23 protein-coding genes are annotated in these 25,186 nt (G+C 30.0%); 6 read left to right on the top strand and 17 right to left on the bottom strand.

Annotation, left to right across the window (positions count from 1 at the left end; all coding sequences use genetic code 11):
• Positions 1 to 6: 6 nt before the first annotated feature.
• The 12 genes from ftsA to mraZ are packed head-to-tail and all read right to left on the bottom strand — an operon-like array spanning position 7 to position 13,453.
• Positions 7 to 1,332 carry a cell division protein FtsA gene (gene ftsA, locus ACJJVK_RS01530; protein ID WP_215993774.1) on the bottom strand — a complete coding sequence of 442 codons (1,326 nt, stop codon included), beginning with the start codon at positions 1,330 to 1,332 and terminating at the stop codon, positions 7 to 9.
• 6 nt (positions 1,333 to 1,338) lie between these two features.
• Positions 1,339 to 2,064 carry a cell division protein FtsQ/DivIB gene (locus ACJJVK_RS01535; protein ID WP_405562487.1) on the bottom strand — a complete coding sequence of 242 codons (726 nt, stop codon included), beginning with the start codon at positions 2,062 to 2,064 and terminating at the stop codon, positions 1,339 to 1,341.
• Positions 2,054 to 3,406, bottom strand: a complete 1,353-nt coding sequence (murC, locus tag ACJJVK_RS01540) for a UDP-N-acetylmuramate--L-alanine ligase (protein ID WP_405562489.1) — start codon at positions 3,404 to 3,406, stop codon at positions 2,054 to 2,056. Before murC ends, ACJJVK_RS01535 begins: the two co-directional genes overlap by 11 nt.
• Positions 3,403 to 4,494, bottom strand: a complete 1,092-nt coding sequence (gene murG / locus ACJJVK_RS01545; protein WP_405562491.1) for an undecaprenyldiphospho-muramoylpentapeptide beta-N-acetylglucosaminyltransferase — start codon at positions 4,492 to 4,494, stop codon at positions 3,403 to 3,405. Before murG ends, murC begins: the two co-directional genes overlap by 4 nt.
• Positions 4,481 to 5,668: an FtsW/RodA/SpoVE family cell cycle protein gene (locus ACJJVK_RS01550; RefSeq protein WP_405562493.1), complete on the bottom strand. Its 1,188-nt coding sequence runs from the start codon at positions 5,666 to 5,668 to the stop codon at positions 4,481 to 4,483. The genes murG and ACJJVK_RS01550 overlap by 14 nt, the downstream gene beginning before the upstream one ends.
• A gap of 39 nt (positions 5,669 to 5,707) precedes the next feature.
• Entirely contained in the window at positions 5,708 to 7,042 is a 1,335-nt protein-coding gene (gene murD / locus ACJJVK_RS01555; protein ID WP_405562494.1) for a UDP-N-acetylmuramoyl-L-alanine--D-glutamate ligase, read from the bottom strand.
• A 2-nt stretch (positions 7,043 to 7,044) separates the two neighbouring features.
• A complete protein-coding gene (mraY, locus tag ACJJVK_RS01560) occupies positions 7,045 to 8,271 on the bottom strand; it encodes a phospho-N-acetylmuramoyl-pentapeptide-transferase (protein WP_405562496.1) in 1,227 nt (408 codons plus the stop codon).
• Between the two features lie 2 nt (positions 8,272 to 8,273).
• Positions 8,274 to 9,740, bottom strand: a complete 1,467-nt coding sequence (locus ACJJVK_RS01565) for a UDP-N-acetylmuramoyl-L-alanyl-D-glutamate--2,6-diaminopimelate ligase (RefSeq protein ID WP_405568292.1) — start codon at positions 9,738 to 9,740, stop codon at positions 8,274 to 8,276.
• Between the two features lies 1 nt (position 9,741).
• Positions 9,742 to 11,703, bottom strand: coding sequence for a penicillin-binding protein (locus ACJJVK_RS01570; RefSeq protein WP_405568295.1), 1,962 nt, complete (start codon positions 11,701 to 11,703; stop codon positions 9,742 to 9,744).
• Between the two features lie 59 nt (positions 11,704 to 11,762).
• Positions 11,763 to 12,089: an FtsL-like putative cell division protein gene (locus ACJJVK_RS01575; RefSeq protein WP_405562497.1), complete on the bottom strand. Its 327-nt coding sequence runs from the start codon at positions 12,087 to 12,089 to the stop codon at positions 11,763 to 11,765.
• Between the two features lies 1 nt (position 12,090).
• A complete protein-coding gene (rsmH, locus tag ACJJVK_RS01580; protein ID WP_215993782.1) occupies positions 12,091 to 12,993 on the bottom strand; it encodes a 16S rRNA (cytosine(1402)-N(4))-methyltransferase RsmH in 903 nt (300 codons plus the stop codon).
• The gene (mraZ, locus tag ACJJVK_RS01585) at positions 12,986 to 13,453 is read right to left on the bottom strand and encodes a division/cell wall cluster transcriptional repressor MraZ (RefSeq protein ID WP_215993783.1); all 468 of its coding nucleotides are present in this window, start codon (positions 13,451 to 13,453) and stop codon (positions 12,986 to 12,988) included. Before mraZ ends, rsmH begins: the two co-directional genes overlap by 8 nt.
• Positions 13,454 to 13,656: 203 nt before the next feature.
• Between mraZ and ACJJVK_RS01590 the strand changes: the two genes are divergently transcribed.
• From ACJJVK_RS01590 to ACJJVK_RS01605, 4 genes are read left to right on the top strand one after another with little or no spacing between them, the layout of a single operon-like run.
• Positions 13,657 to 14,421 carry an alpha/beta fold hydrolase gene (locus ACJJVK_RS01590; RefSeq protein WP_405562500.1) on the top strand — a complete coding sequence of 255 codons (765 nt, stop codon included), beginning with the start codon at positions 13,657 to 13,659 and terminating at the stop codon, positions 14,419 to 14,421.
• 12 nt (positions 14,422 to 14,433) lie between these two features.
• On the top strand, positions 14,434 to 15,045 hold the full coding sequence (yihA, locus tag ACJJVK_RS01595) for a ribosome biogenesis GTP-binding protein YihA/YsxC (protein ID WP_215993785.1): 612 nt from the start codon (positions 14,434 to 14,436) through the stop codon (positions 15,043 to 15,045).
• A gap of 6 nt (positions 15,046 to 15,051) precedes the next feature.
• The gene (locus ACJJVK_RS01600; RefSeq protein ID WP_405562501.1) at positions 15,052 to 15,738 is read left to right on the top strand and encodes an RluA family pseudouridine synthase; all 687 of its coding nucleotides are present in this window, start codon (positions 15,052 to 15,054) and stop codon (positions 15,736 to 15,738) included.
• Positions 15,739 to 15,763: 25 nt separating this feature from the next.
• On the top strand, positions 15,764 to 16,453 hold the full coding sequence (locus ACJJVK_RS01605) for a DUF6624 domain-containing protein (protein WP_405562503.1): 690 nt from the start codon (positions 15,764 to 15,766) through the stop codon (positions 16,451 to 16,453).
• On the opposite strand, the gene ACJJVK_RS01610 is transcribed toward ACJJVK_RS01605, so the two are convergent.
• Positions 16,450 to 18,834 (bottom strand): penicillin acylase family protein, encoded by a 2,385-nt coding sequence (locus ACJJVK_RS01610; protein WP_405562504.1) that lies wholly within the window; start codon positions 18,832 to 18,834, stop codon positions 16,450 to 16,452. The two genes, ACJJVK_RS01605 and ACJJVK_RS01610, sit on opposite strands and share 4 nt — an antisense overlap.
• A 73-nt stretch (positions 18,835 to 18,907) precedes the next feature.
• Here ACJJVK_RS01610 and ACJJVK_RS01615 point away from each other — a divergent pair, with 73 nt between their 5' ends.
• Complete coding sequence (locus ACJJVK_RS01615; protein WP_405562505.1) at positions 18,908 to 20,071, top strand: DegT/DnrJ/EryC1/StrS family aminotransferase; 1,164 nt, start codon at positions 18,908 to 18,910, stop codon at positions 20,069 to 20,071.
• A gap of 28 nt (positions 20,072 to 20,099) precedes the next feature.
• Entirely contained in the window at positions 20,100 to 21,110 is a 1,011-nt protein-coding gene (gene galE, locus ACJJVK_RS01620; protein WP_215993790.1) for a UDP-glucose 4-epimerase GalE, read from the top strand.
• Positions 21,111 to 21,190: 80 nt separating this feature from the next.
• Here galE and ACJJVK_RS01625 read toward each other — a convergent pair whose 3' ends face one another.
• The 4 genes from ACJJVK_RS01625 to ACJJVK_RS01640 form a co-directional block, all read right to left on the bottom strand.
• Complete coding sequence (locus tag ACJJVK_RS01625) at positions 21,191 to 21,733, bottom strand: DUF2911 domain-containing protein (protein ID WP_215993791.1); 543 nt, start codon at positions 21,731 to 21,733, stop codon at positions 21,191 to 21,193.
• Positions 21,734 to 21,930: 197 nt separating this feature from the next.
• A complete protein-coding gene (feoB, locus tag ACJJVK_RS01630; protein WP_405562507.1) occupies positions 21,931 to 24,042 on the bottom strand; it encodes a ferrous iron transport protein B in 2,112 nt (703 codons plus the stop codon).
• Positions 24,042 to 24,272: a FeoA family protein gene (locus ACJJVK_RS01635; protein ID WP_215993793.1), complete on the bottom strand. Its 231-nt coding sequence runs from the start codon at positions 24,270 to 24,272 to the stop codon at positions 24,042 to 24,044. Before ACJJVK_RS01635 ends, feoB begins: the two co-directional genes overlap by 1 nt.
• Before the next feature lie 87 nt (positions 24,273 to 24,359).
• On the bottom strand, positions 24,360 to 25,040 hold the full coding sequence (locus ACJJVK_RS01640) for an SCO family protein (RefSeq protein WP_405562509.1): 681 nt from the start codon (positions 25,038 to 25,040) through the stop codon (positions 24,360 to 24,362).
• Positions 25,041 to 25,186: the final 146 nt, after the last annotated feature.

The raw sequence follows: 25,186 nt of genomic DNA on the forward strand, positions 1-25,186 counted from the left end.
CTGATCTTACTCAGCATTATCTAAAAAATCTTTTAATCCTTCTGTAAACTTCTCGAAGAAAGATTTCTTTTTTGGCTTTGCCTTAATTTCTACTTTTGGTGTTGTATCTTCTTCTGTTTCTTCTTCAGTTTGTTCGTTTACAATTTCTTCTACAACCTCTTCAATTTTTATTTCTTTTTCTAAACCTTCCATTAACAAACCAACTGCAGTTGCATAAGAAGGGCTTGACAGTGCTTCATCAGAATCGCCTGCTAAATGTTCGTTTGGAAATCCAATTCTAGCATCCATACCAGTAATATATTCTACTAACTGACGTAAGTGTTTTAATTGAGAACCACCACCTGTTAACACAATACCTGCAATTAGTTTACCTTTTGCAGTTTCATGTCCGTAATTTTTAATTTCTAAATACACATGCTCTATAATTTCTTGAACTCTAGCATGTATAATTTTTGATAGATTTTTTAAGGTAATTTCTTTTGGTTCTCTACCTCGTAAACCTGGTATAGAAACAATTTCTGTTTCTTTATTTTCTCCTGGCCAAGCAGAACCGAACTTAATTTTTAATAATTCAGCTTGCTTTTCTATAATTGAACAGCCTTCTTTAATATCATCAGTAATAACATTACCTCCAAAAGGTATTACAGCTGTGTGTCTAATAATACCATCTTTAAAAATGGCTAAATCTGTTGTACCACCACCAATATCAATTAAAGCAACACCTGCTTCTTTTTCTTCTTGACTCAATACTGCAGATGCTGATGCCAAAGGTTCTAAAGTAATTTCACTTAAATCTAAACCAGCACTTTTTACACACCTTCCAATATTTCTGATAGATGAAACTTGCCCAACAACTACATGAAAATTAGCTTCTAAACGACCTCCATACATACCTATTGGTTCTTTAATATCAGCTTGAGAATCCACCTTAAATTCTTGTGGTAACACGTGAATAATTTCTTCTCCTGGTAACATTACCAATTTATGTACTTGGTTTACCAAATCATCTATATCTACATCTTCAATTACTTCATCTGCATTATTTCTTGTGATATAATCGCTGTGATGTAAACTTCTAATATGCTGACCTGCAATACCTACTACAACTTCTTCAATTTTAACACCAGATACACTTTCTGCTTCATCTACTGCTTGTTGTATAGATTGTATAGTTTGTGTAATATTACTTACTACACCACGTTTAACGCCTAAACTTTTTGCTTTACCTATACCAACAACCTCAATTTTTCCATATTCGTTTTTACGACCAATCATGGCAACTATTTTGGTTGTACCAATATCTAAACCAACAGCTATTTTATTATCTTCCATTTTAGTTTATTTAGTGCACACAACTTGGTTGTGATATTTTACATTTATTGTTTTATAATTTTGAATAGTTTTATCCAAAAATGTTTTATTATAAAACGCTTTTAATTTTTTAAATTTTACGTCAACTTCTTCTAATTTTCCGAAATCAATTTTATAATTACCACTTCTTACAGAAAATTTATACTCAGAAACGTCAGATTTCTGAATTCCGACTATTTCTTTTTGCAAAAAATCATCCTCTAGAATTTTAGATATTAAAGGCAATATTTCTTTAATATCTTCCTCTTTTCCTATACCAGAAACCAAGATAACTCTTGCTGAATAATTCTCTGACAAAGGCACTTTTACTCCCTGTTTATCAACATAATAAGAACCACCATCAGCAATAATTCTTGCTACAGGAGTTCTTTGTTTTATGATAGATTTAAGTGTACCATTTATGGTTAAAAATACAGATGCTTTTTCTACATAAGGGTTCTTTGCTACCTGTTTTTCTAAACCGTATAAATTTATCACAGATTTTGCTTGGTTTATCACACTCGAGTCATTTTGTATTAACAATTTATTAACCATCGAATGTGTTAAGAAATTATTGTCACCATCTTCAAATTCTATTACTATTTCTGATACTTTTTTTTCTTGATTTCTTACAGATGAAAAACTATACAAAAACCCTAAACTAGCTATTATCAAAAGAAATAGAGTGTATTTTAAAACCTTTTTAAACTTCATTTTCTTGGGGTTTTAAAAATTGTTCTGCAACCTCATTTATCATTACTCCAATATCACCTGCACCTAACATTACTACTATTTTTGATGCCGAATTCTTAATATCTTTAACCAAATGTATTCTTTGGGTCAACTTTTTGTTGCTATTCTCAATTTTATTTAATAACCACTCAGAGGTTACTCCTTTTATTGGTTCTTCTCTAGCAGGATAAATATCTAATAACAAGATTTCATCAAACTTTGATAAGGCATTTGCAAAATCATCTATAAAATCTTTAGTTCTAGAAAACAAATGCGGCTGAAAAACAACCAACACTTTTTCATTTGGATACATTTCTCTAACTGCACTTTCAACTGCATTTATTTCTGTTGGATGATGTGCATAATCATCAATCAAAACAAAATCATTGCTTTTAATCTTATAAGAAAACCTACGTTTAACCCCTTTAAATGTTGCTAAACTTTTTCTGATAATCTCTAAAGAAACTCCATATACATCTGCCATAGCTAAAGCTGCCAAAGCATTCATTATATTATGATTACCAGGTAAAAGAAACGTTATATCATATATTTTTTCTGATGGTGTTTGTACATCAAAAATATACTTTCCGTTTTTAATCCTTAAGTTAAATACCTTATAATCTGCATCTTCATTTATAGCATAAGTTAATCCTTCTATAGGTAAGCCTTTGGCAACTATTAAAGTATCTGACACTTTTTGTGAGAATGCAAAAAACGATTCTTGTAAAGCTTCTGGGGCTCCATAAATATCTAAATGATCTGCATCCATAGAAGTTATGCAAGCAATGTTAGGACTTAATTGTAAAAAAGATCTATCAAATTCATCTGCTTCTACTACAGAAATTTTATCTTCTCCTAAAATTAAGTTTGAATTGTAGTTTTCTGCAATTCCGCCTAAAAAAGAAGTGGCTTTTACTTCTGCCATAATATGACCCAAAATAGAAGAAGTTGTGGTTTTACCATGTGTACCTGCTACTCCTAAACAAAAGGTAGATTTTGTAATTTCTCCTAAAATTTCTGATCTTTTATAAACCTTAAAATCATTTTGTATAAAATAATTTAATTGCTTATGATTCTTAGAAATTGCAGGCGTATAAACAACCAAAGTTTTATCCTTATTTAAAAATGAAATTGGAATGTTTTTAACAACATCATTAAAATGAATTTCGACTCCTAATTTCTCTAAATCATTTGTAATTTGAGAAGGAGTTTTATCATAACCAGACACAGCTTTATTATTGGCGGCAAAATAGCGTGCAATTGCACTCATACCTATACCTCCAATACCTATGAAAAAAACGTTATGTATATTTTTTAAATTCACTTATTTAATAACTTTTCTATTTCGTTTACAATATTTGTTGTTGCACTTGGCAAAGCCAATTCTTTAATGTTTTCTGATAAATTTTCTTGTTTCCCTTTATCTTTTAATAAAGTTTCAAAAACAATTGGAAATGTGTCTATTTCTTTTTCAGGTAATAAAATTGCTCCATGATTATCTGCAATTGCTTTTGCATTTTTTGTTTGATGATCTTCTGCCACATTTGGAGAAGGAATAAAAATTACAGGTTTACCAACTATACATAATTCAGAAACTGAACTTGCACCTGATCTAGAAATCACAAAATCTGCAGCTGCATAAGCCAAATCCATTCTATTGATAAATTGATGTACTTGAGTATACTCTAAATCACTGTATTTCTTATAATCATCAATATAAAATTTACCACATTGCCAAATTACTTGAACTTCTTGCTTTTTAAAAAACTCTAAATTACTTTCTATTAACTGATTTATTTTTCTTGCGCCTAAACTTCCTCCTAAAACTAAAACTGTTTTCTTTGTTTTATCTAACTTAAAAAACTGTTTTCCCTCATCAACTTTTGTATAAATATTTAACAAATCTTGACGAACAGGGTTACCCGTTTTTACAATTTTATCCGAAGAAAAAAAACGTTCTAAATTATTGTACGCTACACATATTTTATGAGCTTTTTTACTTAATAACTTATTCGTTATTCCTGGAAAAGAATTTTGCTCTTGTATTAATGTTGGCACTCCATTTCTACTTGCCATTATTAATGTTGGCCCACTTGCAAAACCTCCTGTACCAATAGCAACATCTGGCTGAAACTGCCTTACTATACTTGATGCTTTAATTAAACTACTAATGAATTTAATTGGAAACATTAAATTACTGAATGTTATTTTTCTTTGAATACCAGAAATCCACAAGCCTTTAATTTTGTATCCTGCTTGTGGCACCTTTTCCATTTCCATTTTATCTTTTGCACCTACAAACAAAAAGTTTGCATCTGGATATCGCAATTTTATTTCATTTGCGATTGCAATTGCAGGATAGATATGACCTCCTGTTCCTCCTCCAGAAATAAGTATGTTATATCGTTTCATGCAAAATATCTAAAGGGTTATCATCTAAAATATCTTCTTCCGTTTCTTCTTTTGATGCACTTACACTTAAAATCATTCCAAGTGCAAAACAAGTCATCCAGATAGAAGTACCACCACTACTAATTAATGGTAATGTTTGTCCAGTTACTGGAAACAAATTTGTAGCAACTGCCATATTTATTGTTGCCTGAAAAATTATGGGACAACCTACACCAACCACCAATAAAGTTCCGAAAATTGTGGTCGTTTTTCTAATAACAACAAAAATTCTAAACAACAATAGAAAGTATATAAATATTACCATAAGTCCGCCAGCCAAACCATATTCTTCTACAATTATTGCAAAAATAAAATCTGATGATGATTGTGGTAAAAAATTTTTCTGTACACTTTTTCCTGGACCTCTACCAATTGGACCTCCTGTTGCTATTGCTATTTTCGCTTTTTCTACTTGATAGGCTTCTTTGCTTTCTTTATCAGAAAAATTTTCTATTCTATTTTGCCAGGTTTGCACTCTGTTTGGCATTGCGTCTGGAAATGCTTTTGCTATTAAAACAAAAAATGCTAGTGCTAAAATACCTGCTCCTAAAATGATCCCTATATATTTTATTGGGTATCCACCTATAAAAACAACCATTAAAATCATTACAAAAATAATAGCTGTTGTAGAAAAGTTTGCGGGTAAAATCAATATTAAAACTATAGCTACAGGCAACCAAAGTTGAAAAATACTTTCTTTAAATTTTATTTCTTTCTCTTTATTCTTTGCCAAATATCTTGCTACATAAACCATTAATACCAAACCAGCTAAAGTTGATGTTTGAAAACCAACACCTACAAACGGAATACGAATCCATCTACTTGCGTTTGCGCCTTCTATTACTGTACCTTGCATTAAAGTAAAAATCAATAGAATAATTACGATTGGCAGCATTAAAACTGAGCCTCCAGAAAAATATCTGTATGGTATTTTATGTACTCCATAAATAATAGCGAAACCCATAATTAATAAAACCATATGTTTTATTAAATATCCTAAAGTAGAACCAGAACCCACAACATATACCAGATTTGTGCTTGCACTATACACTGGCATAAATGAGAAAACCGCCAAAATAGCAACAATTGCCCAAATGGTTTTATCTCCTTTTATATGTTGAAAAACGGTTTTCATTTCCTATTTATCTCTTTTTAAAAACTAGGATTTTATTTATTATAAATTTCTAACTGCATTTTTAAATTGACGACCTCTATCTTCGTAACTTTCAAATAAATCGAAACTTGCACAAGCTGGTGATAACAAAACAGCATCTCCTTTTTCTGCCAATTTATGAGATACTTTTACTGCTTCTTCTGCACCTGCAGTTTCTACAATAAAATCTACAACATTGCCAAACGTGTTTTTAATTTTGGTATTGTCTAAACCTAAACAAACAATTGCCTTAACTTTTTCTCTAACTAATGGCAACAAATCTGCATAATCATTTCCTTTATCTACACCACCTACAATCCAAACTGTTGATTTTTCCATACACTCTAATGCATAAAAAGTTGCGTTAACATTAGTCGCTTTAGAGTCGTTTATGTATTCTACACCCATTATTTTACCAACATTTTCTAAACGATGCTCTGCACCCTCAAACTCTGCCAAACTTTCTTTAATAAACTCTTTTCTTACACTCAACAATTGTGCAGCCATAGCAGAAGCCATTGCATTTTTTGTATTGTGTTTTCCTTTCACTGATAATGTTGAAATTGGCATATTTATTTTTTCTTTATTTATATTGATCATTATTGTATTTTCTTTGATATAAGCTCCATATTCTAATTCTTTGTCAAGCGAAAAAGGAACCAATTTTGCGCTTGTTTTATTTACTTTTAACCAATTATATATTGCTTCATCATCTGCATCATAAATTAAATAATCAGTTGGTTTTTGATTTTTAGTAATTCTAAATTTTGAGGCTATATATTTATCAAAATCATATTCATATCTATCTAAATGATCTGGTGTAATATTGGTTATAATTGCAATGTGTGGGCAGAAATCTACAATACCATCTAACTGAAAACTACTGATTTCTAAAACATAGTTTTTAAAATCGTTTTCTACCACTTGCTTTGCAAAACTGTCACCTATATTACCTGCAATACCAACGTTTAAACCTGCGTTTTTTAAAATATGATGCGTTAATAATGTGGTCGTTGTTTTACCATTAGAACCTGTAATACCAATAATTTTTGCATCCGTAAATTGTGCTGCAAATTCAATTTCAGAAATTACTGGAATCGAATTTTTAATCAATTTTTGAATTAAGGCAACTTTATCAGGTATACCAGGACTTTTCATTACAACATCAGCATTTAAAATTTTGCTTTCTGTATGTTGATTTTCCTCAAAATCTATTTCGTTATGTAAAAGAACTTCTTTGTACTTTTTTGATATTAAACCTTTGTCTGAAACAAAAACATCATATCCTTTTTGTTTGCCTAAAATTGCTGTTCCAGCTCCACTTTCTCCTGCTCCAAGAACAACTAGTCTCTTCATTTTTATCTTAATTTTAAAGTAACAATTGTAAAAACTGCTAATAGAATTCCGATAATCCAGAAGCGAACAACAATTTTACTTTCGTGATAATTTAACTTTTGATAATGGTGATGTAAAGGCGCCATTTTAAAAATCCTTCGTCCTTCACCAAACTTCTTTTTTGTGTATTTAAACCAAGAAACTTGCATAATCACAGAAAGATTTTCTACTACAAAAATTCCTGCTAAAATTGGCAACAACAATTCTTTACGAATCGAAATTGCAATTACTGCTATAATACCACCAATGGTTAAACTACCAGTATCACCCATAAAAACTTGAGCAGGATATGTGTTGTACCATAAAAACCCAATTAAAGCTCCTGCAAAAGCAAGTATAAAAACTGTCATTTCTCCAGAATTTGGTATGTACATTACATCTAAATAATCTGCAAAAATTATATTCCCAGAAACCCAAGCAAATACTGCTAGTGTAATAACAATAATTGCTGATGATCCTGCAGCTAACCCATCAATTCCGTCTGTTAAATTTGCTCCATTAGAAATACCTGTTACAATAAAAACGGTGATGAAAATGAAAATAATCCAACCATATTTTTGATAACCATCACCTAAAAAACTTAAAGGTTTTGCATAATCGAACTCGTTATTTTTAAAGAATGGAATTGTTGTTTTGGTTGATTTATGTGCCTCTCCAAAAACCTTTCTCTTTCCATTTTCTTGAACAACTTGCTGTTCTACTGGCAATTGTTCTTTTATAGTAACACCATCATTAAAATAAAGCATAGAACCAACAATTACACCTAAACCAACTTGCCCAAGAACTTTAAATTTACCTTTTAAACCTTCTTTGTCTTTTTTAAAGACTTTAATATAATCGTCTAAAAAACCAATAGAACCCATCCAAACTGTAGTTATTATTAGAATTACAATGTAAATATTATCTAACTTTGTTAATAAAATAACTGGGATTAAAGTTGCCAAAATAATGATAACACCTCCCATTGTTGGTGTACCAGATTTCTGTTTTTGTCCTTCTAAACCTAAATCTCTAACTGTTTCACCTATTTGTTGTTTTCTTAAAAAATCGATAATTCCTCTACCATAAATAGAAGAAACTAATAAAGACAAAATAAAAGCTGCTGCTGCTCTAAATGTGATAAACTGAAACACACTTGCGCCTGGAATGCTAAACTGACTTTCTAAATATTCGAATAAATAATACAGCATTTCTACTTCTTTTTTAGTTGATTGAAACAATTAGTAACTTCTTCTAAATCATCAAAATGAGTACGAACTCCATTTATTTCTTGATAATTTTCGTGTCCTTTTCCAGCAATTAAAATAATGTCTCCAGTTTTAGAAATTTTACACGCTGTTTTTATAGCCTGTCTTCTATCTAATACTGTTAATGTTTTTCTATAATTTTCTGCAGAAACCCCAACTTCCATTTCATCTAAAATGGTTTGTGCATTTTCTGTTCTTGGGTTATCTGATGTAAAAATGGCTTGGTTACTTAATTGCGATGCAATATTTGCCATTTTTGGTCTTTTTGTTTTGTCTCTATCACCTCCACAACCTACAACTGTAATCACACTTTCGTTGTTGGTTCTAATATCATTAATGGTTTCTAATACATTTTTTAATGCATCTGGAGTGTGTGCATAATCTACAATTGCTGTAATTCCATCATCAGAAATTGTGTACTGAAATCGCCCACTCACACTTTCTAATTGACTTACAATTGTTAATATTTCTAATTTATCTAAGCCTAATAATTCTGCAGTTGCAATAATTGCAGTAAGATTATAGATATTAAAAACACCTATTAATTTGGTCCAAACTTCTGTACCATCCACAGAAATTAAAGTTCCAGAAAGTTGTTTTTCCAAAATTCTAGTTTTATAATCTGCTAATGTTTTTAAAGCGTAAGTGTATTTTTTAGCTTTGGTGTTTTGCAACATAAAGTTGCCATTTTTATCATCGATATTTGTTAATGCAAAAGCCGAATTAGGCAAAGCATCAAAAAATTGTTTTTTTACATTTCTGTACTCAGCAAAAGTTGCATGATAATCTAAATGATCGTGAGAAAGGTTTGTAAAAATTCCGCCAGCAAAAGTTAAACCTTCTGTTCTTTTTTGATGAATTCCGTGCGAACTCACTTCCATAAAACAATACTCAACACCAGCCTCTAACATCATATCTAAATACTTGTTAATGGTAACTGAATCTGGAGTGGTATGCGTGGCTTTGAACTCGGCATCATCAACCAAAATTTTAACTGTTGATAATAAGCCTACTTTATAACCTGCCTTATGAAATAACTGATATAAAAGTGATGCAATTGTGGTTTTACCATTTGTACCTGTTACACCAACAACTTGAAATTTTGTGGAAGGATTATCATAAAAATTAGAAGCCATAATTGCCAAAGCAACATTTGCATCATCAACCTGAATATAAGTTATTCCTTCCTTTTTATCCGAAGGAAAATCTTCGCAAACAACAGCTGTAGCACCTAAAGCAATTGCTTTATCAATATATAAATGACCATCTACTTGCACACCTTTTTGCGCAATAAAAACATCGTTCTTTTCAATTTTTCTAGAATCGAAAACAATCTGATTTACATCAATATTGGTAATACCAAACACTTGTTTGATAGCAACCTTATATAATATGTCTTGTAAATTTTTCAGTTTATGATAATTTTAAAATAATGGTACTTCCTTTTACTAACTTTTCTCCTTTTTTAATAGATTGCGATTTTACTTTCCCAACTCCAGAAAATTTTACTTTTAAGCCAATATTTTCTAACATAGAAATGGCATCCATTCCATTCATCCCTTTTACATTTGGCACTTTTGTAAAATCTACACTTAAAAGTTTGTTGTATTTTTTATACTGATCATCTATTGCTGCAAATTCTACTTTATCATCTACAGATTGATTATCAATAGGCGTTGTTGTATAAATTTTCTGAGCAATTTCTTTAAACACTGGTGCAGCTACTGTTGCTCCATAATACCCCTTCTTTTTATCAGGATTATGCACCACAACAATACACGAGTATTTTGGTTCATCAGCAGGAAAAAAACCTGCAAAAGAAGCCACATATTCTTTTGTAGAATAGTAACCACCTTGCCATTCTCCTTTACTATTTTTAGTTCTTGGAATGTATTTTTTAGCAGTACCAGTTTTACCAGCCATCGAAAAGTTTGGAGAATAAATATTATCTGCAGTACCTTTAATGACTACATTTTCCATCACTTTTTTAATCTTCTTTAAAGTTTCTTCGGATGCAATTTTTGGATTAACAATTTCTGTTTCGAAAACTTTTTCTGCTTTATTTTCTCTTCTTAATTCTTTTACAAAACGTGGTTTTACCATAACTCCATTGTTAGCAACAGCATTATAAAACATAAGTGTTTGCATTGGTGTTACAGAAATTCCATATCCCCAAGACATCCATTCTAAAGAAATTTTACTCCAACTTTTGTCTGATGGTTTTGGCACATAAGGTTTTCCTTCACCTTTAATTTGAAAACCAATTGGTTTTGTAAATCCGTATTTTTCTACTTTATCAATAAATTTTTCTGGTTGATGATCGTAATGCTTTTTTATCAACTTAACAATACCAACATTAGACGAAACCTCAAAAACACGCGCTGCAGAAATTTTACCATAACCACCTCTTCTAGAATCTTCTACTTTTCTGTTATTGATGTAAATTCTACCTTTTTCTGTATCAACCACTGTAGATGTATCAATTACTTTATCATCTAAAGCCGCCATTAAGCTTGCTAGTTTAAAAGTAGACCCTGGTTCATGACTTTCCCAAACTGCGTAATTTCTCTTTTCGAAATACTTTCCTTTTGATGTTCTTCCTAAATTAGAAATCGCTTTAATTTCTCCTGTTGCAGTTTCCATAACTACTGCACACCCATGATCCGCTTCAAAATTCTCTAATTGACGTAATAATGCATGATGTGTTATATCTTGAATATTTACATCTATAGTTGTAATAATATCATGACCATCTATTGGCTCTTTTTCATTTACATCAGAAATTGGTTTCCATTGATTTTTAGCAATTTTCTGTTTCCATCTTAAACCATTTTCACCTTGCATAAAATCTGCAAAAGCACCTTCTATACCTGCTTCTCCTCTAAAATCATCATAACCAATTGTACGTTCTGCAATTTTACCAATTGGATGCGCACGCACAGTTTTATGTTCTGCAATAAAGCCACCTTGATAAACACCTAATTTAAAAATTGGGAATGTCTTCATTTTTAGATAATCATTATACCCCACATTTCTGGCAATTAACAGATATCTGTTTTTGCGTTTTTTAGCTGTTCTTAATTTATTCTGATAGTAGCTTGCAGATCTACCAAACATTTTTGATAACTCTTTAGATAAAGCTGCAATATTTTTTTCGAACACATTACCATTTACAGCTACAACATCCATTCTAATAGTGTATTTAGACATTGAAGTTGCTAACAAATTACCATCTGCAGCATAAACATTTCCTTTATTTGCAGCAATTGTAAATTGCTTAACTGTAAGTTCTGTAGAAAGTTTTTTGTATTTTTCTCCTTGAAAGTATTGAATATCTACAACCCTAAAAATGATTGCAAACAAAATTAGCGTCATAAAAGAAGCTACTATGTAGAATTTGGTAAGTATGCTTTTTTTGTGAGTTGCCAATTTTATTAGTCTTTAATCGTTACTTTTATTTTCTTTGGAGGAGTTTCTGATGGTTTTAATCCTCTTGCTTTTGCTTTTTCTCTAACACTAGATTCCATTTTCATTCGCATTAAAATGGTACCTGTATCTACATACTCTGCTCTTAATTCTCTTTTTCTTTTATTTAATTCTGATATTTCAAACACTTTCTTTTCAGAACTATGAGCACTATAAATCATAATTAACATCAATAACACCAAAAAAATGATAATTCGCCAATTTTTAAAAGCTGATTCGTCTGTAAGGAAACTTCCTCTTAGAAAATCGTAAACCCCTTTTTTAACTTTTGCCATTCTAATTCTTTAAAGTTGCAATTCTTAATTTTGCACTTCTTGCTCTATTATTAATTTTGATTTCTTCAGGTTTTGGAATAATTAATTTCCCCACCTTTTTTAATGGTTCATTAGAAACCCCAAAAACATCTTTTTCAGGTTCACCCTCAAACAAACCTGTTCTTATAAATCTTTTCACCAATCGATCTTCTAGAGAGTGATAAGAAATTACACTTAACCTACCTTCATCATTTAATAAATTTGGCACTTGTTCTAAAAACTCTTTTAAAACATCTAATTCTTCATTCACTTCAATTCTGATGGCCTGAAAAATTTGAGCCAATATTTTATGTTCTTTTGCTTTAGGCAATACTGTTCTTAAAGCCTCTTTTAATTGAAAACTGGTTTCAATTTTTTTATTACTTCTATCATGAACTATAAGTCTCGCTATCTTTCTCGAATTTCTTAACTCACCATAAGCAAATAAAATAGCTGCTAATTGCTCTTCAGAATATTTATTTATAATTTCTTGTGCAGATTTTTTAGATTTCTGATTCATTCGCATATCTAAATCACCTTCAAAACGCGTTGAAAAACCTCTTTCAGCTTCATCAAACTGATGAGAAGAAACTCCTAAATCAGCTAAAATCCCATCAACCTTTTTTATTCTATGAAATCTTAAAAATCTTGAAATGTATCTAAAGTTTTCTGGAATCAAAATAAAACGCTCATCGTCAATCTCATTAGCTAAAGCATCAGGATCTTGATCAAAAGCGAACAATTTTCCGTTTTTGCCAAGTCTGTTTAAAATTTCTTTAGAATGACCTCCACCTCCAAAAGTAACATCAACATAAATACCATCTTCTTTTATGGCTAATGCATCTATACTTTCGTGCAATAAAACAGGACTGTGGTAACTACTCATTATCATTATTATTTGAATCCCCCATTACTTCTTCAGCTAAACTTGCAAAATTATCTCTAGCATCTGCAATTGCTTTTTCGTACTTCTCTTTATCCCAGATTTCTATAATTCCTGCTGATGCAGACATTACGATTTCTTTTTTTACACCAGCGAAATCACATAAATTCTTTGGAATTAAAAACCTACCTGTTGCATCTAATTCAACTAACTTTACACCCGCTGAAAAAATTCTTATGAAATCGTTTGTTTTTTTATTGAACCTATTTTTTTTACTAACCTCTGCCATTGTTACATCCCACTCTTGCATTGGATACAACTCTAAACAAGACTCAAATATAGATTGCTTTAACACAAAACCTTTTTGTAAAACTGGCGCAAGTGCTTTTTTAAAAGCTGATGGTAGCATCACTCTTCCTTTGGCATCTGCCTTGCAATTATGTTCACCAATTAGGTTTATCACTTAAAATCTCGATTTATAGGTCAAAAATATACAAAATATACCACTTTTTACCACTTTTTACCACTTTGTTAATAAAAACAGAGCATCCTCAGTATTTGCAAGAAAAAACAGTTGTTAACAACTCTAACTTACTGATACTGAAATCAATTTTTATATCATAAAAAAGAACTACATTTGCGATTAGTGAATTCAAACAAAAATCAATGACTGACAAGTTAAAAACTGAAGGTAAGTTTACATATGCAGAAGCTGGAGAAGGACCTGCAATCATTGTTTTACACGGTTTAATGGGGGCTCTGAGTAATTTTGGTTCTACATTCGAACACTTTTCTAAAGAAGGTTACACAGTGTTAATTCCAGAATTACCATTGTACACACTTCCATTAATAAAAACTAATGTTAAAAACTTAGCTGCTTACTTAAAAGAATTTCTAGAATATAAAGAAATTGACAGCGCTATTTTATTAGGAAACTCTTTAGGAGGCCATATTGCATTGTATTTTACCAAACATTACCCAGAAAAAGTGAGTGGTCTTGTACTTACTGGTAGTTCTGGTTTGTATGAAAATGCAATGGGAGATAGTTTTCCGAAAAGAGGAAACTATGAATTTATAGAGCAAAAAGCGAAAGATGTTTTTTATGATCCTGCAGTAGCGACTAAAGAATTGGTAGATGATGTATATGCCACTGTTAACGACAGAATAAAAGCATTAAAAACAATATCTATTGCAAAAAGTGCCATTAGACATAATATGGCCAATGATTTGCCAAACATGCAACAACCAACCTGTTTAATTTGGGGAAAACAAGATGGAGTTACGCCTCCTGAAGTTGCTCACGATTTTCATAAATTGTTACCAAATTCAAACTTGTTTTGGATAGATAAATGTGGACATGCTGCAATGATGGAAAGACCTGAAGAATTTAATCAGATTTTGGGTGATTGGTTAAAATCGACAAAATTCTAAACATTTTACGTTGTGAAAATTAAAACTGCTGAATTTGTAATGAGTAACAGCAATGTTATTAATGCACCTAAAGAAAGGCTACCAGAATATGCTTTTATAGGGCGTTCTAATGTTGGTAAATCTTCATTAATAAATATGTTAATGGAGCGTAAAGCGCTTGCAAAAACTTCTGGAAAACCTGGTAAAACGCAATTAATTAATCATTTTAAAATTAATGATGAGTGGTTTTTGGTAGATTTACCTGGTTATGGTTATGCTCAAGTTTCTAAGAAAAAAAGAGTTATTTTTCAGTACTTTATAGAGAACTACTTTAAAGAAAGAGAACAGCTAGTTTGTACTTTTGTTTTAATTGATTCTAGACACGACCCACAAAAGATCGATTTAGATTTTATGCGTTTTTTAGGCGAAAACCAAATTCCTTTTTGCTTAATTTTTACAAAATCAGATAAATTACCAAGTTCTAAATTAAACAAACAAATAACATCTTATAAGAAAAAGTTATTGCAACACTGGGAAACTTTACCTACTTCTTTTTTAACCTCATCTACTTCTGGTTTAGGTAGAAAAGAATTTTTAGAATTTATTGATGGTGTTAATAAAGATGTTGCCAAAGATTTTAAATAATCGATAATGCATTCTAACAAAGACAACTTACAGGTTTTGTTTGAAGACAATCATATAATAATTGTTAACAAACGTTCTGGAGATATCACACAAGGTGATAAAACTGGAGACAAACCTTTAAGTGATGTTGTAAAAGAATACATTAAAGCAAAATACAATAAAGCTGGGAATGTTTTTTTAGGTGTTGTACATCGTTTAGACAGACCCACTTCTGGTGTAATTATTTTTGCAAGAACCTCTAAAGCTTTAGAGCGTTTAAACAAAATGTTACGTGATAAAACCATTAACAAAACCTATTGGGCTGTTGTTAAAAATCATCCGAAGAAAGAAAAAGACACACTTATTAATTTCCTAAAAAAGAACCCTAAAAACAATAAATCTTCTGTTTTTAATAAAGAAATAGAAGGCTCTAAAAGAGCAATTTTACATTATACTGTTCTTAAAAAATTAGACAATTACTCTTTATTAGAAATTGATTTAGAAACTGGCAGACATCACCAAATTAGAACACAATTATCTTCTATTGGTTTTCCTATTAAGGGCGATTTAAAATACGGTTTTAACAGAAGTAATAAAGATGGCAGCATACATTTGCATGCTAGAAAAATTGAATTTATTCACCCTGTTTCTAAAGAACAGATTTCTGTAATTGCACCTACACCTATTGAAGTAATTTGGAATGCTTGTAGTTAATAATTATCTTTATAGAAAAATTCTAATGAGAAAATTATTAATTCTATTGCTTATTTTTCCACTGATAATATTTAGTCAAACTAAAGAAAATGAAGCCTCTCTAAAAACTGAATTAGATAGCATATATAAAGTTGATCAAAATTTCAGACGCTTTATAAATAATTCTTCAGCTGACTCTTCATCAGAGTTAAATGAATTTCTAAAAGAACAAGGTTATACTCTAAAAGAATTTAGAGCAAACAGTTGGCCAATTATAGACAAACACGACAAGCTAAATCTTGAGAGAATAGAAGAGATTATAAGAAAATATGGTTACCCAGGAAAAAGCTTAGTAGGATACCCAACAAATGAAGTAGTTTGGTATGTGATTCAGCATTCAAAAAAAATAAAAGAATATTTACCTATTATAGAAAATGCTAGTAAAAATGGTGAACTGAAATTTACTTTAGTTGCTATGATGCAAGACAGACAATTAATGTTTGAAAATAAAGAGCAAATTTACGGGACACAAGGATCTTCAAGACTAATAAAGAATAAAGATACTGGAGAAGAAGAATATAAATGGTTTATTTGGCCAATTAAAAATCCTGAGAAAATTAATGAACTGAGAAAGTCTACAGGATTTACTTCAACAATTGAAGAATATTCTAAACAATTAAGCATTACCTATAAAGTTTATACTCTTAAACAAGTTAAAAATCTTGATTTTGATTAATTCTTAGGCTTCAAAATCAAGACATTCTCACTTTTTTTAATTTCGGTTTCATTTAATTTCATTTTTTCAAATTTACCATCAACATATTTTTGTGCCTGATCTTTATAATAATTGCTAAAAACATTACCAGATTGACCTGTTGGAACAATACCTAAACTATTTTCTACATCAGAAAAATCGATAACTCTTCTAGAGGATGGCCCTGAAGTTATTTTATAAATCCCTGTACTATCTAACTTAAAAATTTGATTGTTAATTACCTCATTACCGCCAACTGTTTTAAAAGGCCCAACATTAAAAATTTTACGTAAAAGTCCACCAGCTTTACCAATTGCGTGTTCGTGTTCAACAGAAATCACTCTATCCCAAGTCCAACTTTCTACATTTTGTCCCAATTGATTTTGTAAAAAAGAGATTGCATTTTTAAACGATGTTGTAATAATTTCTTCTTTTATTTCAATTTTATTTTTGGTAGAAACATCATCCCACCAAACAGAATTTTCTCTATCTATTTGACTAACCAAAACCTGATCTTGTAACTGAGAATTGATAAATAAATCAAACCCATTACCTAATTCATCTTTATAGGTATTTTGTAAAAACTCAAACAAAAAACGATTGTAAATTGTAGGTGCAATTGATGATTTTAAATAAATACCTTCCCAATTTTCTAAAATTGAAAATGCTTGTTTTTCTGATGCTCCAAGATTATCCTTAGCAACAAATTGCAACATATCATGAGCAATATTATGATCTACAGAAGAAGTAACATCGTATAACATTTCTGCAACATTTTGTTTTGTAAAATCGTTTTTAGCTTCTAAAAGGGTAACAATTCTTTTAGTTCTATTTTCTGGCTGATAATAACCAGGATACAATTTACCTCTTACAGAATCTGGCTGATGATTTGCAGAATAAACATAATTTGATTTCGGATTTATCGATTTCGGATTTTCGCTGAAATCTAAATATTCTGTAATTTCATCTTTACCAGAAGCACCATTTAAATACATTTTAGTAGACAAACTATCTCTTAATTGATACAATTTTGCAGAAGCAAACCAAGCAATATTATCATCAGCATCACCATACATTACATTTAAACCTGGAGCATGAATTTTAGAAACAGCAACTTTAAAATCATCAATTGAATTAGAATGAGATATTCCATAAGAAACATCTAACATTTCGTTTTTTAATTGTGTATAAATCCAATTCATTGCTATTGGCCTTTTATCTTCTAAATGAGATATAATACCGTTCATAATTGGCCCATGTTTAGAAACTTTAACTGTAAAAGTAGTATCTGTATCTCCTTTTATATTGATAGTTTTTGTTCTAGTTTCATAAAATTTATAACCATTTTCAGTTTTATAAGCTCCTTCATTTTTCGGATTATTTTCTTCGATATAAAAGTTTAAATCGTCATTTGCCAACATTGTTAATCCAAATGCATAATCTTTATTATGACCCAATAATGGAAAAGGCATTAATGCAATATTAAATCCATACATTTCAAAATCGGGTGTTTTTATATGATTTTGATACCAAACAGAAGGTTGAGAATAACCAATATGAGGATCGTTTGCAAAAATTACTTTTCCGTTTTTAGTTTTATCAGCACCAATTACCCAAGAATTACTCCCTATTAAAGGCGGAACTGGCATTTGATCCATAATTGCACTTACACTTTTAGAAAAATTAGCATTAATTTTAGAAACGCTATCCATTTTGTTGATGAATAAATTTTTGGAGTAAGCACCTAAAACTTCATCTAAATAAGGTTTACCCAATTTCTCTTCTATTTCTGTTAAAAGCGGATCTGTTTTATGAGCAACAGCAAAGCTAAAAGACATATAACCAAACACATTATAAATATCTTTTAGGGTATATTTCTCTTTTTCAATACCTAATAACCTAAATTCTAAAGGCGTACTTCCTTCTTCTAAATATTGATTAATTCCATCTAAATAAGCTTGAGATAACATATAAGAATCTGAGTTTTTATCTAAACTAGCAATCGTTTTATCTGCAGCTTCTTCTATTCCTAATCCAGAGAAAAACACATCTGTACTTACTAAATCTTTACCAAAAATTTCCGATAATCTTCCTGGTGCAATTCTTCTGATGAGTTCCATTTGCCACAATCTATCTTGTGCGTGAATATACCCCAAAGCCAAATATGCATCTTTCTGATTTTGTGCATTTATATGTGGCACACCAATTTCATCAAAATAAACAGTTACTTCTTCTGATAGATTTTTAATTTCTAATTCACCTGAATATTTTGGTTCATTTACTTTAGAATACACAAAAATTAAGACAGCAATTAGAATTACAAGAAAAACTACAACTTTTAAACCTTTTTTTAGAAATTTCATTTGAAAATTTTTGAACTTATCAAAGATAAAGGATTTAAATCGTATTTTTGATGTATCAATATATGTAGCTTTTATGAAAAAAATTCAAATGGTTGATTTGCAAAGTCAATATCAACAAATTAAAGAAACTGTTGACACTTCAATTCAAGAAGTCTTAAATTCTTCAGCTTATATAAATGGTCCTTTAGTAAAAGAATTTCAAAAAGATTTAGAAGATTATTTGGGCGTAAAACACGTTATTCCTTGTGCCAATGGTACAGATGCCTTGCAAATTGCAATGATGGGTTTAGGTTTAGAACAAGGTGATGAAGTAATTACTGCAGATTTTACATTTGCAGCAACTGTAGAAGTTATTGCTTTACTAAAATTAACACCTGTTTTGGTTGATGTTGAAGCTGATACTTTTAACATTGATATTGATGCTCTTAAAAAAGCAATTACTCCAAAAACGAAAGCCATTGTACCTGTTCATTTATTTGGACAAGTAGCAAATATGGATGCTATTTTAGAAATAGCTAAAGAATACAACTTATTTGTAATCGAAGATAATGCACAAGCTATTGGCGCTGATTACACTTTTAAAGATGGTTCACAGAAAAAAGCAGGAACTATTGGTAATGTGGGTACAACTTCATTTTTTCCATCAAAAAACTTAGGTTGTTATGGAGATGGAGGTGCTATTTTTACAAATGATGACGAACTTGCACACACAATTCGTGGAATTGTAAATCACGGAATGTATACAAGATACTATCATGATGTTGTTGGTGTAAACTCTAGATTAGATTCTGTGCAAGCTGCTGTTTTAAAAGCAAAACTACCTAAGTTAGATAGTTATTGTGATGCTCGTAGAAATGCCGCACGTTTTTACAATAAAGCTTTTGCAAACAACTCTAACATTATTACACCTACTATAAAATCTAATAAAACAGAAAATTGTAATTCTATTTGTGATGTTTGTGACTGCCACGTTTATCATCAATATACATTACAAATTACAAACGGAAAAAGAGATGAATTGCATAAACATTTACTTGCAGAAGGCATACCAAATGCAATTTACTATCCTGTAGCTTTACATTCGCAAAAAGCCTATCAAGATAAAAGATATAAAGAAGAAGATTTCCCTGTAACCAACAGTTTAATAAAAACAGTTATTTCTTTACCAATGCACACAGAATTAGATAAAGAACAACTTACTTTTATTACAGAAACTATAATCAATTTTTTAAATTAACTAACCCTAAAAATAACAATCAAAAAAAATGAAAAGAATTTTAGTAACAGGAGGTCTAGGTTTTATAGGATCGCACACAGTAGTAGAATTACAAAATGAAGGTTTTGAAGTAGTAATTATTGATGATTTATCTAACACAACAATTTCTGTTTTAGATAGCATTACAGAAATTACAGGTACAAAACCAGATTTTCACCAAATAGATTTACGTGTTAAAAATGATTTAAAAAACTTTTTTGACAATAACAAAGTAGATGGAATTATACATTTTGCTGCCTTTAAAGCTGTAGGAGAAAGTATGAGCAAGCCTTTAGATTATTACGAAAATAATTTAGGAAGCCTTGTATATTTACTACAAGAAATGAGAGATCGTAAATTAGATAACTTTATCTTTTCTTCTTCTTGTACTGTTTATGGACAAGCAGATGAGTTACCAATTACAGAAAATGCACCTGTAAAAACTGCTGAATCTGTTTATGGAAATACAAAACAAATTGGAGAGGAAATTATTAGAGATGCTAGTACAGCACACAATATAAACACAATTGCTTTACGTTACTTTAATCCTGTTGGTGCTCACCCAACTGTAAAAATTGGAGAATTGCCATTAGGTGTACCTGCCAATTTAATACCTTTTGTAACACAAACTGCTGCAGGAATTCGTAAAGAATTATCTGTTTTTGGTGATGATTACCCAACTGAAGATGGAACTGCTGTTCGTGATTATATTCACGTTGTAGATTTAGCCAAAGCACATATTGCTGCTCTAAAAAGATTAATTGGTAATAGCAACAAAGAAACTTTTGAATATTTTAATGTTGGTACAGGTAGAGGAACGTCTGTTTTAGAAATTATAAATACTTTCGAAAAAGTAAACAACGTAAAATTAAATTATAAAATTGTTGGTAGACGTGAAGGTGATATTACTGCTGCTTTTGCTGATACTACAATTGCAAACAAAGAATTAAACTGGAAAACAGAAAAAAGCTTAGAAGAAGCTTTAGAATCTGCTTGGAAATGGCAACAGAAACAATCTTAATTCTATATTGAATTCTCATAAAAAAACCTCAAAAGTATATTTACTTTTGAGGTTTTTTATTTTTTATTGTTATCCGTTTTTTACCCTTTAACTGGCAAAGAAACAACTGTTTCTCCCCAAGCTAAATACATTGTTACGTTCTCTTCTTCACCATCAAAAGCAATAGAAAAAGCCTCAACAGATTCCTTTCTTTTAGAAACTTCTGCTGTAACTCTAACTACATCTTCATCTTCATCATAAAAATAAGAACCCCAAACATTTTTTTGATTACTTAAAATTACTGTCCATTTACCATCAGCAGGAATAGTAAATAACGTATAAGTACCTGCTTTTACTTTTTTATCTCCAAAAGTTACATTTTTATAAAATGTAATTTCTGCAGCTTCGTTTGCACCAGTTCTCCAAACTTTATCTTTTGGCGCTAGTTTTTCTAAAGATCTTCCTTTTAATTGCGGTCTACTGTAAATAACTTTTACTAATTTATCTGCATTTCTCCAGTTTACAGGATAAGCAGCTGCATCCATAGGACTTACATCTAATTTAGCAAATTCTTGAGCAAAAGTGTTTTTTGTTGAAATTAAAGCAATTGTAAATATTGCAATTGATAAAATAGCTTTTTTCATTTATTTTAAATTTATATTTTCTGTTTTGTGTTATAAAAGTAAAAAACCTTACAAAGACAATCCTTAAGTTTCTGTTAATATTTAATGACAATTGCAATCTGAACTGCAATTCTTATCTTTTTTTGATGGAAAAACGTACTTTTTTATTAAAAAAACAGCTGCTAAAGCCACTAAAAGATATACAATAACTTGTTGCATTAACTTAAAATTTGATAGGTTAATAATGATGAAACATAAGCCAATAATGCCATTCCAAACAACTGAATTAAAGGCCATTTCCAAGATTTTGTTTCACGTTTTACAATGGCTAAAGTTGCCATACATTGCATTGCAAAAGCATAAAAAACCATTAAAGACATACCCACAGGAAAATTAAATCGTTTTTTACCTGTATCAGGATTTATTTCAGAAGCCATTTTTTGTTTAATTGTTGTAGTATCTTCATCATCTGCTTCTACACTATAAATGGTAGCCAAAGTACCAACAAACACTTCACGAGCTGCAAAAGAGGTAATTAAAGCAATTCCTATTTTCCAATCGTAACCTAAAGGTTTAATTGCTGGTTCAATTGTTTTTCCTAAAACACCTATATACGACTTCTCTAATTTTACTGATGCTATTTTTTGCTGAAGCTCATCATCATTTAAATTCTGATTATCAACATTAGTAATTACACTTTGTTCAGCTTTTTTATAGTCTTCACCTCCATTAGATGCCAAAAACCATAATACAATAGAAAGTGCTAAAATAATTTTACCTGCTCCAAAAACAAATGCTTTAGTTTTTTCTAACACCTCATAAAAAACATTTTTAACAGATGGTATTTTGTAATTTGGCATTTCTACTACAAAAAAAGATTTTGTTTTAATCTTTAATGTTTTGTGTAAAATATAAGCAGCAATAATTGCTGACGCAAAACCTAAGAAATATAACAGTAACAAAACTAAACCTTGTAAATTTAAAAATCCTAGAATTTTAGTGTCAGGAATTATCAATGCAATTAGAATAGCATAAACAGGTAGACGTGCAGAACAGGTTGTAAAGGGTGTAACTAAAATGGTAATTAAACGTTCTTTCCAACTAGAAATAGTTCTAGTTGCCATTATTGCAGGTATTGCACAAGCTGTACCTGAAATTAGCGGAATTACACTCTTACCATTCATACCAAAACGTCTCATAATTTTATCCATTAAAAAGACGACTCTACTCATATAACCAGTTTCTTCTAAAATAGCTATAAATAAAAATAGAATTGCAATTTGAGGTATAAAAATAATAACACCTCCAATTCCTGGAATTATACCTTCTATTAACAAATCTGTAAAAACACCTGTTGGTAAATTATTTTTTGCAAAGTCTGCCAATTGTGCAAATATGGTATCAATAAAATCCATAGGAATTGATGACCAATCAAAAATAGATTGAAAAATTACAAGTAAAATCAAACTAAAAAACACATAGCCAAAAATTTTATGGGTAAAAATTTTATCTAATTTACCTCTTAAGTCTGTAGCTTTAGTTTTATCAATAATATAAGTTTTTTTTAAAATCTTATTTATTTCTTGATAACGATAAATGGTTTCTTTATGCTGATATTTTTTAAGCTTAGAAATATCTTGTTTAAAAGCTAAAAGTTTTTCTTTTTCTTCTTTAGTAATAGATTCTGGAAAATTATTTTGGGTAACCATTAACCACAATTGATACATTGAGAAGTTAGGGCTAATTTCTTTTAATTTTTCAAAATAATCAGGATCAATTTTAGAATCTATACTACATAAAGGAGACGCTTTTGCTGCAACATGACAACGAATTATAGCTTCTTTAACCTCTTTAATCCCTTCATTTTTTCTTGCACTAATAAGAACTATTTCTGTATTTAATTCTTCCTTTAAAAGAGATAAATCTATACTAATTCCTTTTCTATGCATTTGATCAACCATATTTATGGCCAAAACTGTAGGAATTTCTAAATCTTTAATCTGCGAAAATAACAGTAAATTTCTTTTTAAATTTTCTATATCTGCAACCACAAGAATAACATCTGGTGAAGCTTTAATATCATTATTTAAAAGGGTTTTTAAAACAATACTTTCATCCAACGAAGTTGGATTTATACTGTAAGTACCAGGTAAATCTGTAATTATTGCGTTCTGAGTAGGTGATAATTTACTTACTCCTTGTTTTTTATCTACAGTTACTCCTGGGTAATTCCCTACTTTTTGATTTAAACCAGTAAGTTGATTAAATAAAGAGGTTTTACCTGTATTTGGGTTACCTATTAAAGCAACTTTTATATCGTTCTTAGACATTAATTACTTGCTTTAAGAATTTGAATTTTACTTGCTGTTTCTTTTCTAATTGCCAAATGACTGCCATTTACACATATATAAAGTGGATCTTTTAATGGCGCAATTTGTACTAACTCTACTTCTGCACCTGGCAAACAGCCCATTTCTAATAATTTTAAAGGAATAAAATCTAATGATTCTTCAGAAATATAACCTATTTCACCAATATTTAAAGTTGCAATTGTACTCAATTCGTTTGTTATAAAAAGAATCCCGCAAAAAAAAGCGGGATATATTGTTCTCTACAAAGATAATACTTTAGAATGATTCTAAACAAGTTATTTAGTGCTATATTCTTCTTTTAATAGCGCAACATCTTCTTTTAATTTTACCATATCTTTTTTTTCTGTACCATCGTAAAATCCGCGAATGCGTCTTTCTTTATCAATTAACACAAATTGTTCTGTGTGTATAAAATCGTTTTCTCCTCCATCACCATCTTCAATAACTGCAAAATAACTTTTTCTAGCAAGTTCATAAATGTGCTTTTTAGAGCCAGTTGTAACATTCCATTTACTATCAATTACACCTTTATTTATGGCATATTCTTTTAAAACAGAAACGCTATCAATATTTGGAGTTACTGAATGAGATAAGAACATTACATCATCATCATTTTTATAAAATTCTTGTAATTCACTCATATTGTATGCCATTGCTATACAAATATTCGTACATCGTGTAAAAAAGAAATCTGCAACATAAATCTTATTTTCATAATTTTTATTGGTAATTATATCTCCATTTTGATTTGTTAATTCAAAATTAGCAATTGTATGATCTTTGGTTATATGTTTTATTGAAGCATCAACTAAACTGGGATTTACATCAGCAGGGCTATAGACTTTTAATTTTTTATCAGATTTTAATAAATGATAAAAAACAGGGAGAGAAACTGCCGAAAAAACAATTAAAAATATTAATGTTGATTTACTTTTTTTGAAGAATTTAAAATCCATTAAACGAGTTATTTCTGCAAATTTACTGCTTAAAAATAGCTTAGAAAAGTGAGGCGAATTAAATTTGTACCAAAATGTTTGTTAAAAATAAAATCAACCTAAAATAGTTCTTTTTATCCAATCTTTAAAAACGTACATTTGTGCGT

The sequence above is a fragment of the Polaribacter sp. Asnod6-C07 genome (genome assembly GCF_045063625.1).
In the GTDB taxonomy this organism is placed as follows: Bacteria; Bacteroidota; Bacteroidia; order Flavobacteriales; family Flavobacteriaceae; genus Polaribacter; species Polaribacter vadi_A.

Bases quoted from the DNA above. Each gene is read 5' to 3' on its own strand.
- mraY (WP_405562496.1), bottom strand. From the start codon at position 8,271: ATGCTGTATTATTTATTCGAATATTTAGAAAGTCAGTTTAGCATTCCA.
- ACJJVK_RS01550 (WP_405562493.1), bottom strand. From the start codon at position 5,668: ATGAAAACCGTTTTTCAACATATAAAAGGAGATAAAACCATTTGGGCA.
- ACJJVK_RS01610 (WP_405562504.1), bottom strand. From the start codon at position 18,834: ATGAAATTTCTAAAAAAAGGTTTAAAAGTTGTAGTTTTTCTTGTAATT.
- ACJJVK_RS01600 (WP_405562501.1), top strand. From the start codon at position 15,052: ATGCATTCTAACAAAGACAACTTACAGGTTTTGTTTGAAGACAATCAT.
- ACJJVK_RS01640 (WP_405562509.1), bottom strand. From the start codon at position 25,040: ATGGATTTTAAATTCTTCAAAAAAAGTAAATCAACATTAATATTTTTA.
- ftsA (WP_215993774.1), bottom strand. From the start codon at position 1,332: ATGGAAGATAATAAAATAGCTGTTGGTTTAGATATTGGTACAACCAAA.
- murG (WP_405562491.1), bottom strand. From the start codon at position 4,494: ATGAAACGATATAACATACTTATTTCTGGAGGAGGAACAGGAGGTCAT.
- ACJJVK_RS01535 (WP_405562487.1), bottom strand. From the start codon at position 2,064: ATGAAGTTTAAAAAGGTTTTAAAATACACTCTATTTCTTTTGATAATA.
- rsmH (WP_215993782.1), bottom strand. From the start codon at position 12,993: ATGAGTAGTTACCACAGTCCTGTTTTATTGCACGAAAGTATAGATGCA.
- ACJJVK_RS01570 (WP_405568295.1), bottom strand. From the start codon at position 11,703: ATGACGCTAATTTTGTTTGCAATCATTTTTAGGGTTGTAGATATTCAA.
- ACJJVK_RS01605 (WP_405562503.1), top strand. From the start codon at position 15,764: ATGAGAAAATTATTAATTCTATTGCTTATTTTTCCACTGATAATATTT.
- feoB (WP_405562507.1), bottom strand. From the start codon at position 24,042: ATGTCTAAGAACGATATAAAAGTTGCTTTAATAGGTAACCCAAATACA.
- murD (WP_405562494.1), bottom strand. From the start codon at position 7,042: ATGAAGAGACTAGTTGTTCTTGGAGCAGGAGAAAGTGGAGCTGGAACA.
- ACJJVK_RS01575 (WP_405562497.1), bottom strand. From the start codon at position 12,089: ATGGCAAAAGTTAAAAAAGGGGTTTACGATTTTCTAAGAGGAAGTTTC.
- ACJJVK_RS01625 (WP_215993791.1), bottom strand. From the start codon at position 21,733: ATGAAAAAAGCTATTTTATCAATTGCAATATTTACAATTGCTTTAATT.
- ACJJVK_RS01615 (WP_405562505.1), top strand. From the start codon at position 18,908: ATGAAAAAAATTCAAATGGTTGATTTGCAAAGTCAATATCAACAAATT.
- galE (WP_215993790.1), top strand. From the start codon at position 20,100: ATGAAAAGAATTTTAGTAACAGGAGGTCTAGGTTTTATAGGATCGCAC.
- ACJJVK_RS01590 (WP_405562500.1), top strand. From the start codon at position 13,657: ATGACTGACAAGTTAAAAACTGAAGGTAAGTTTACATATGCAGAAGCT.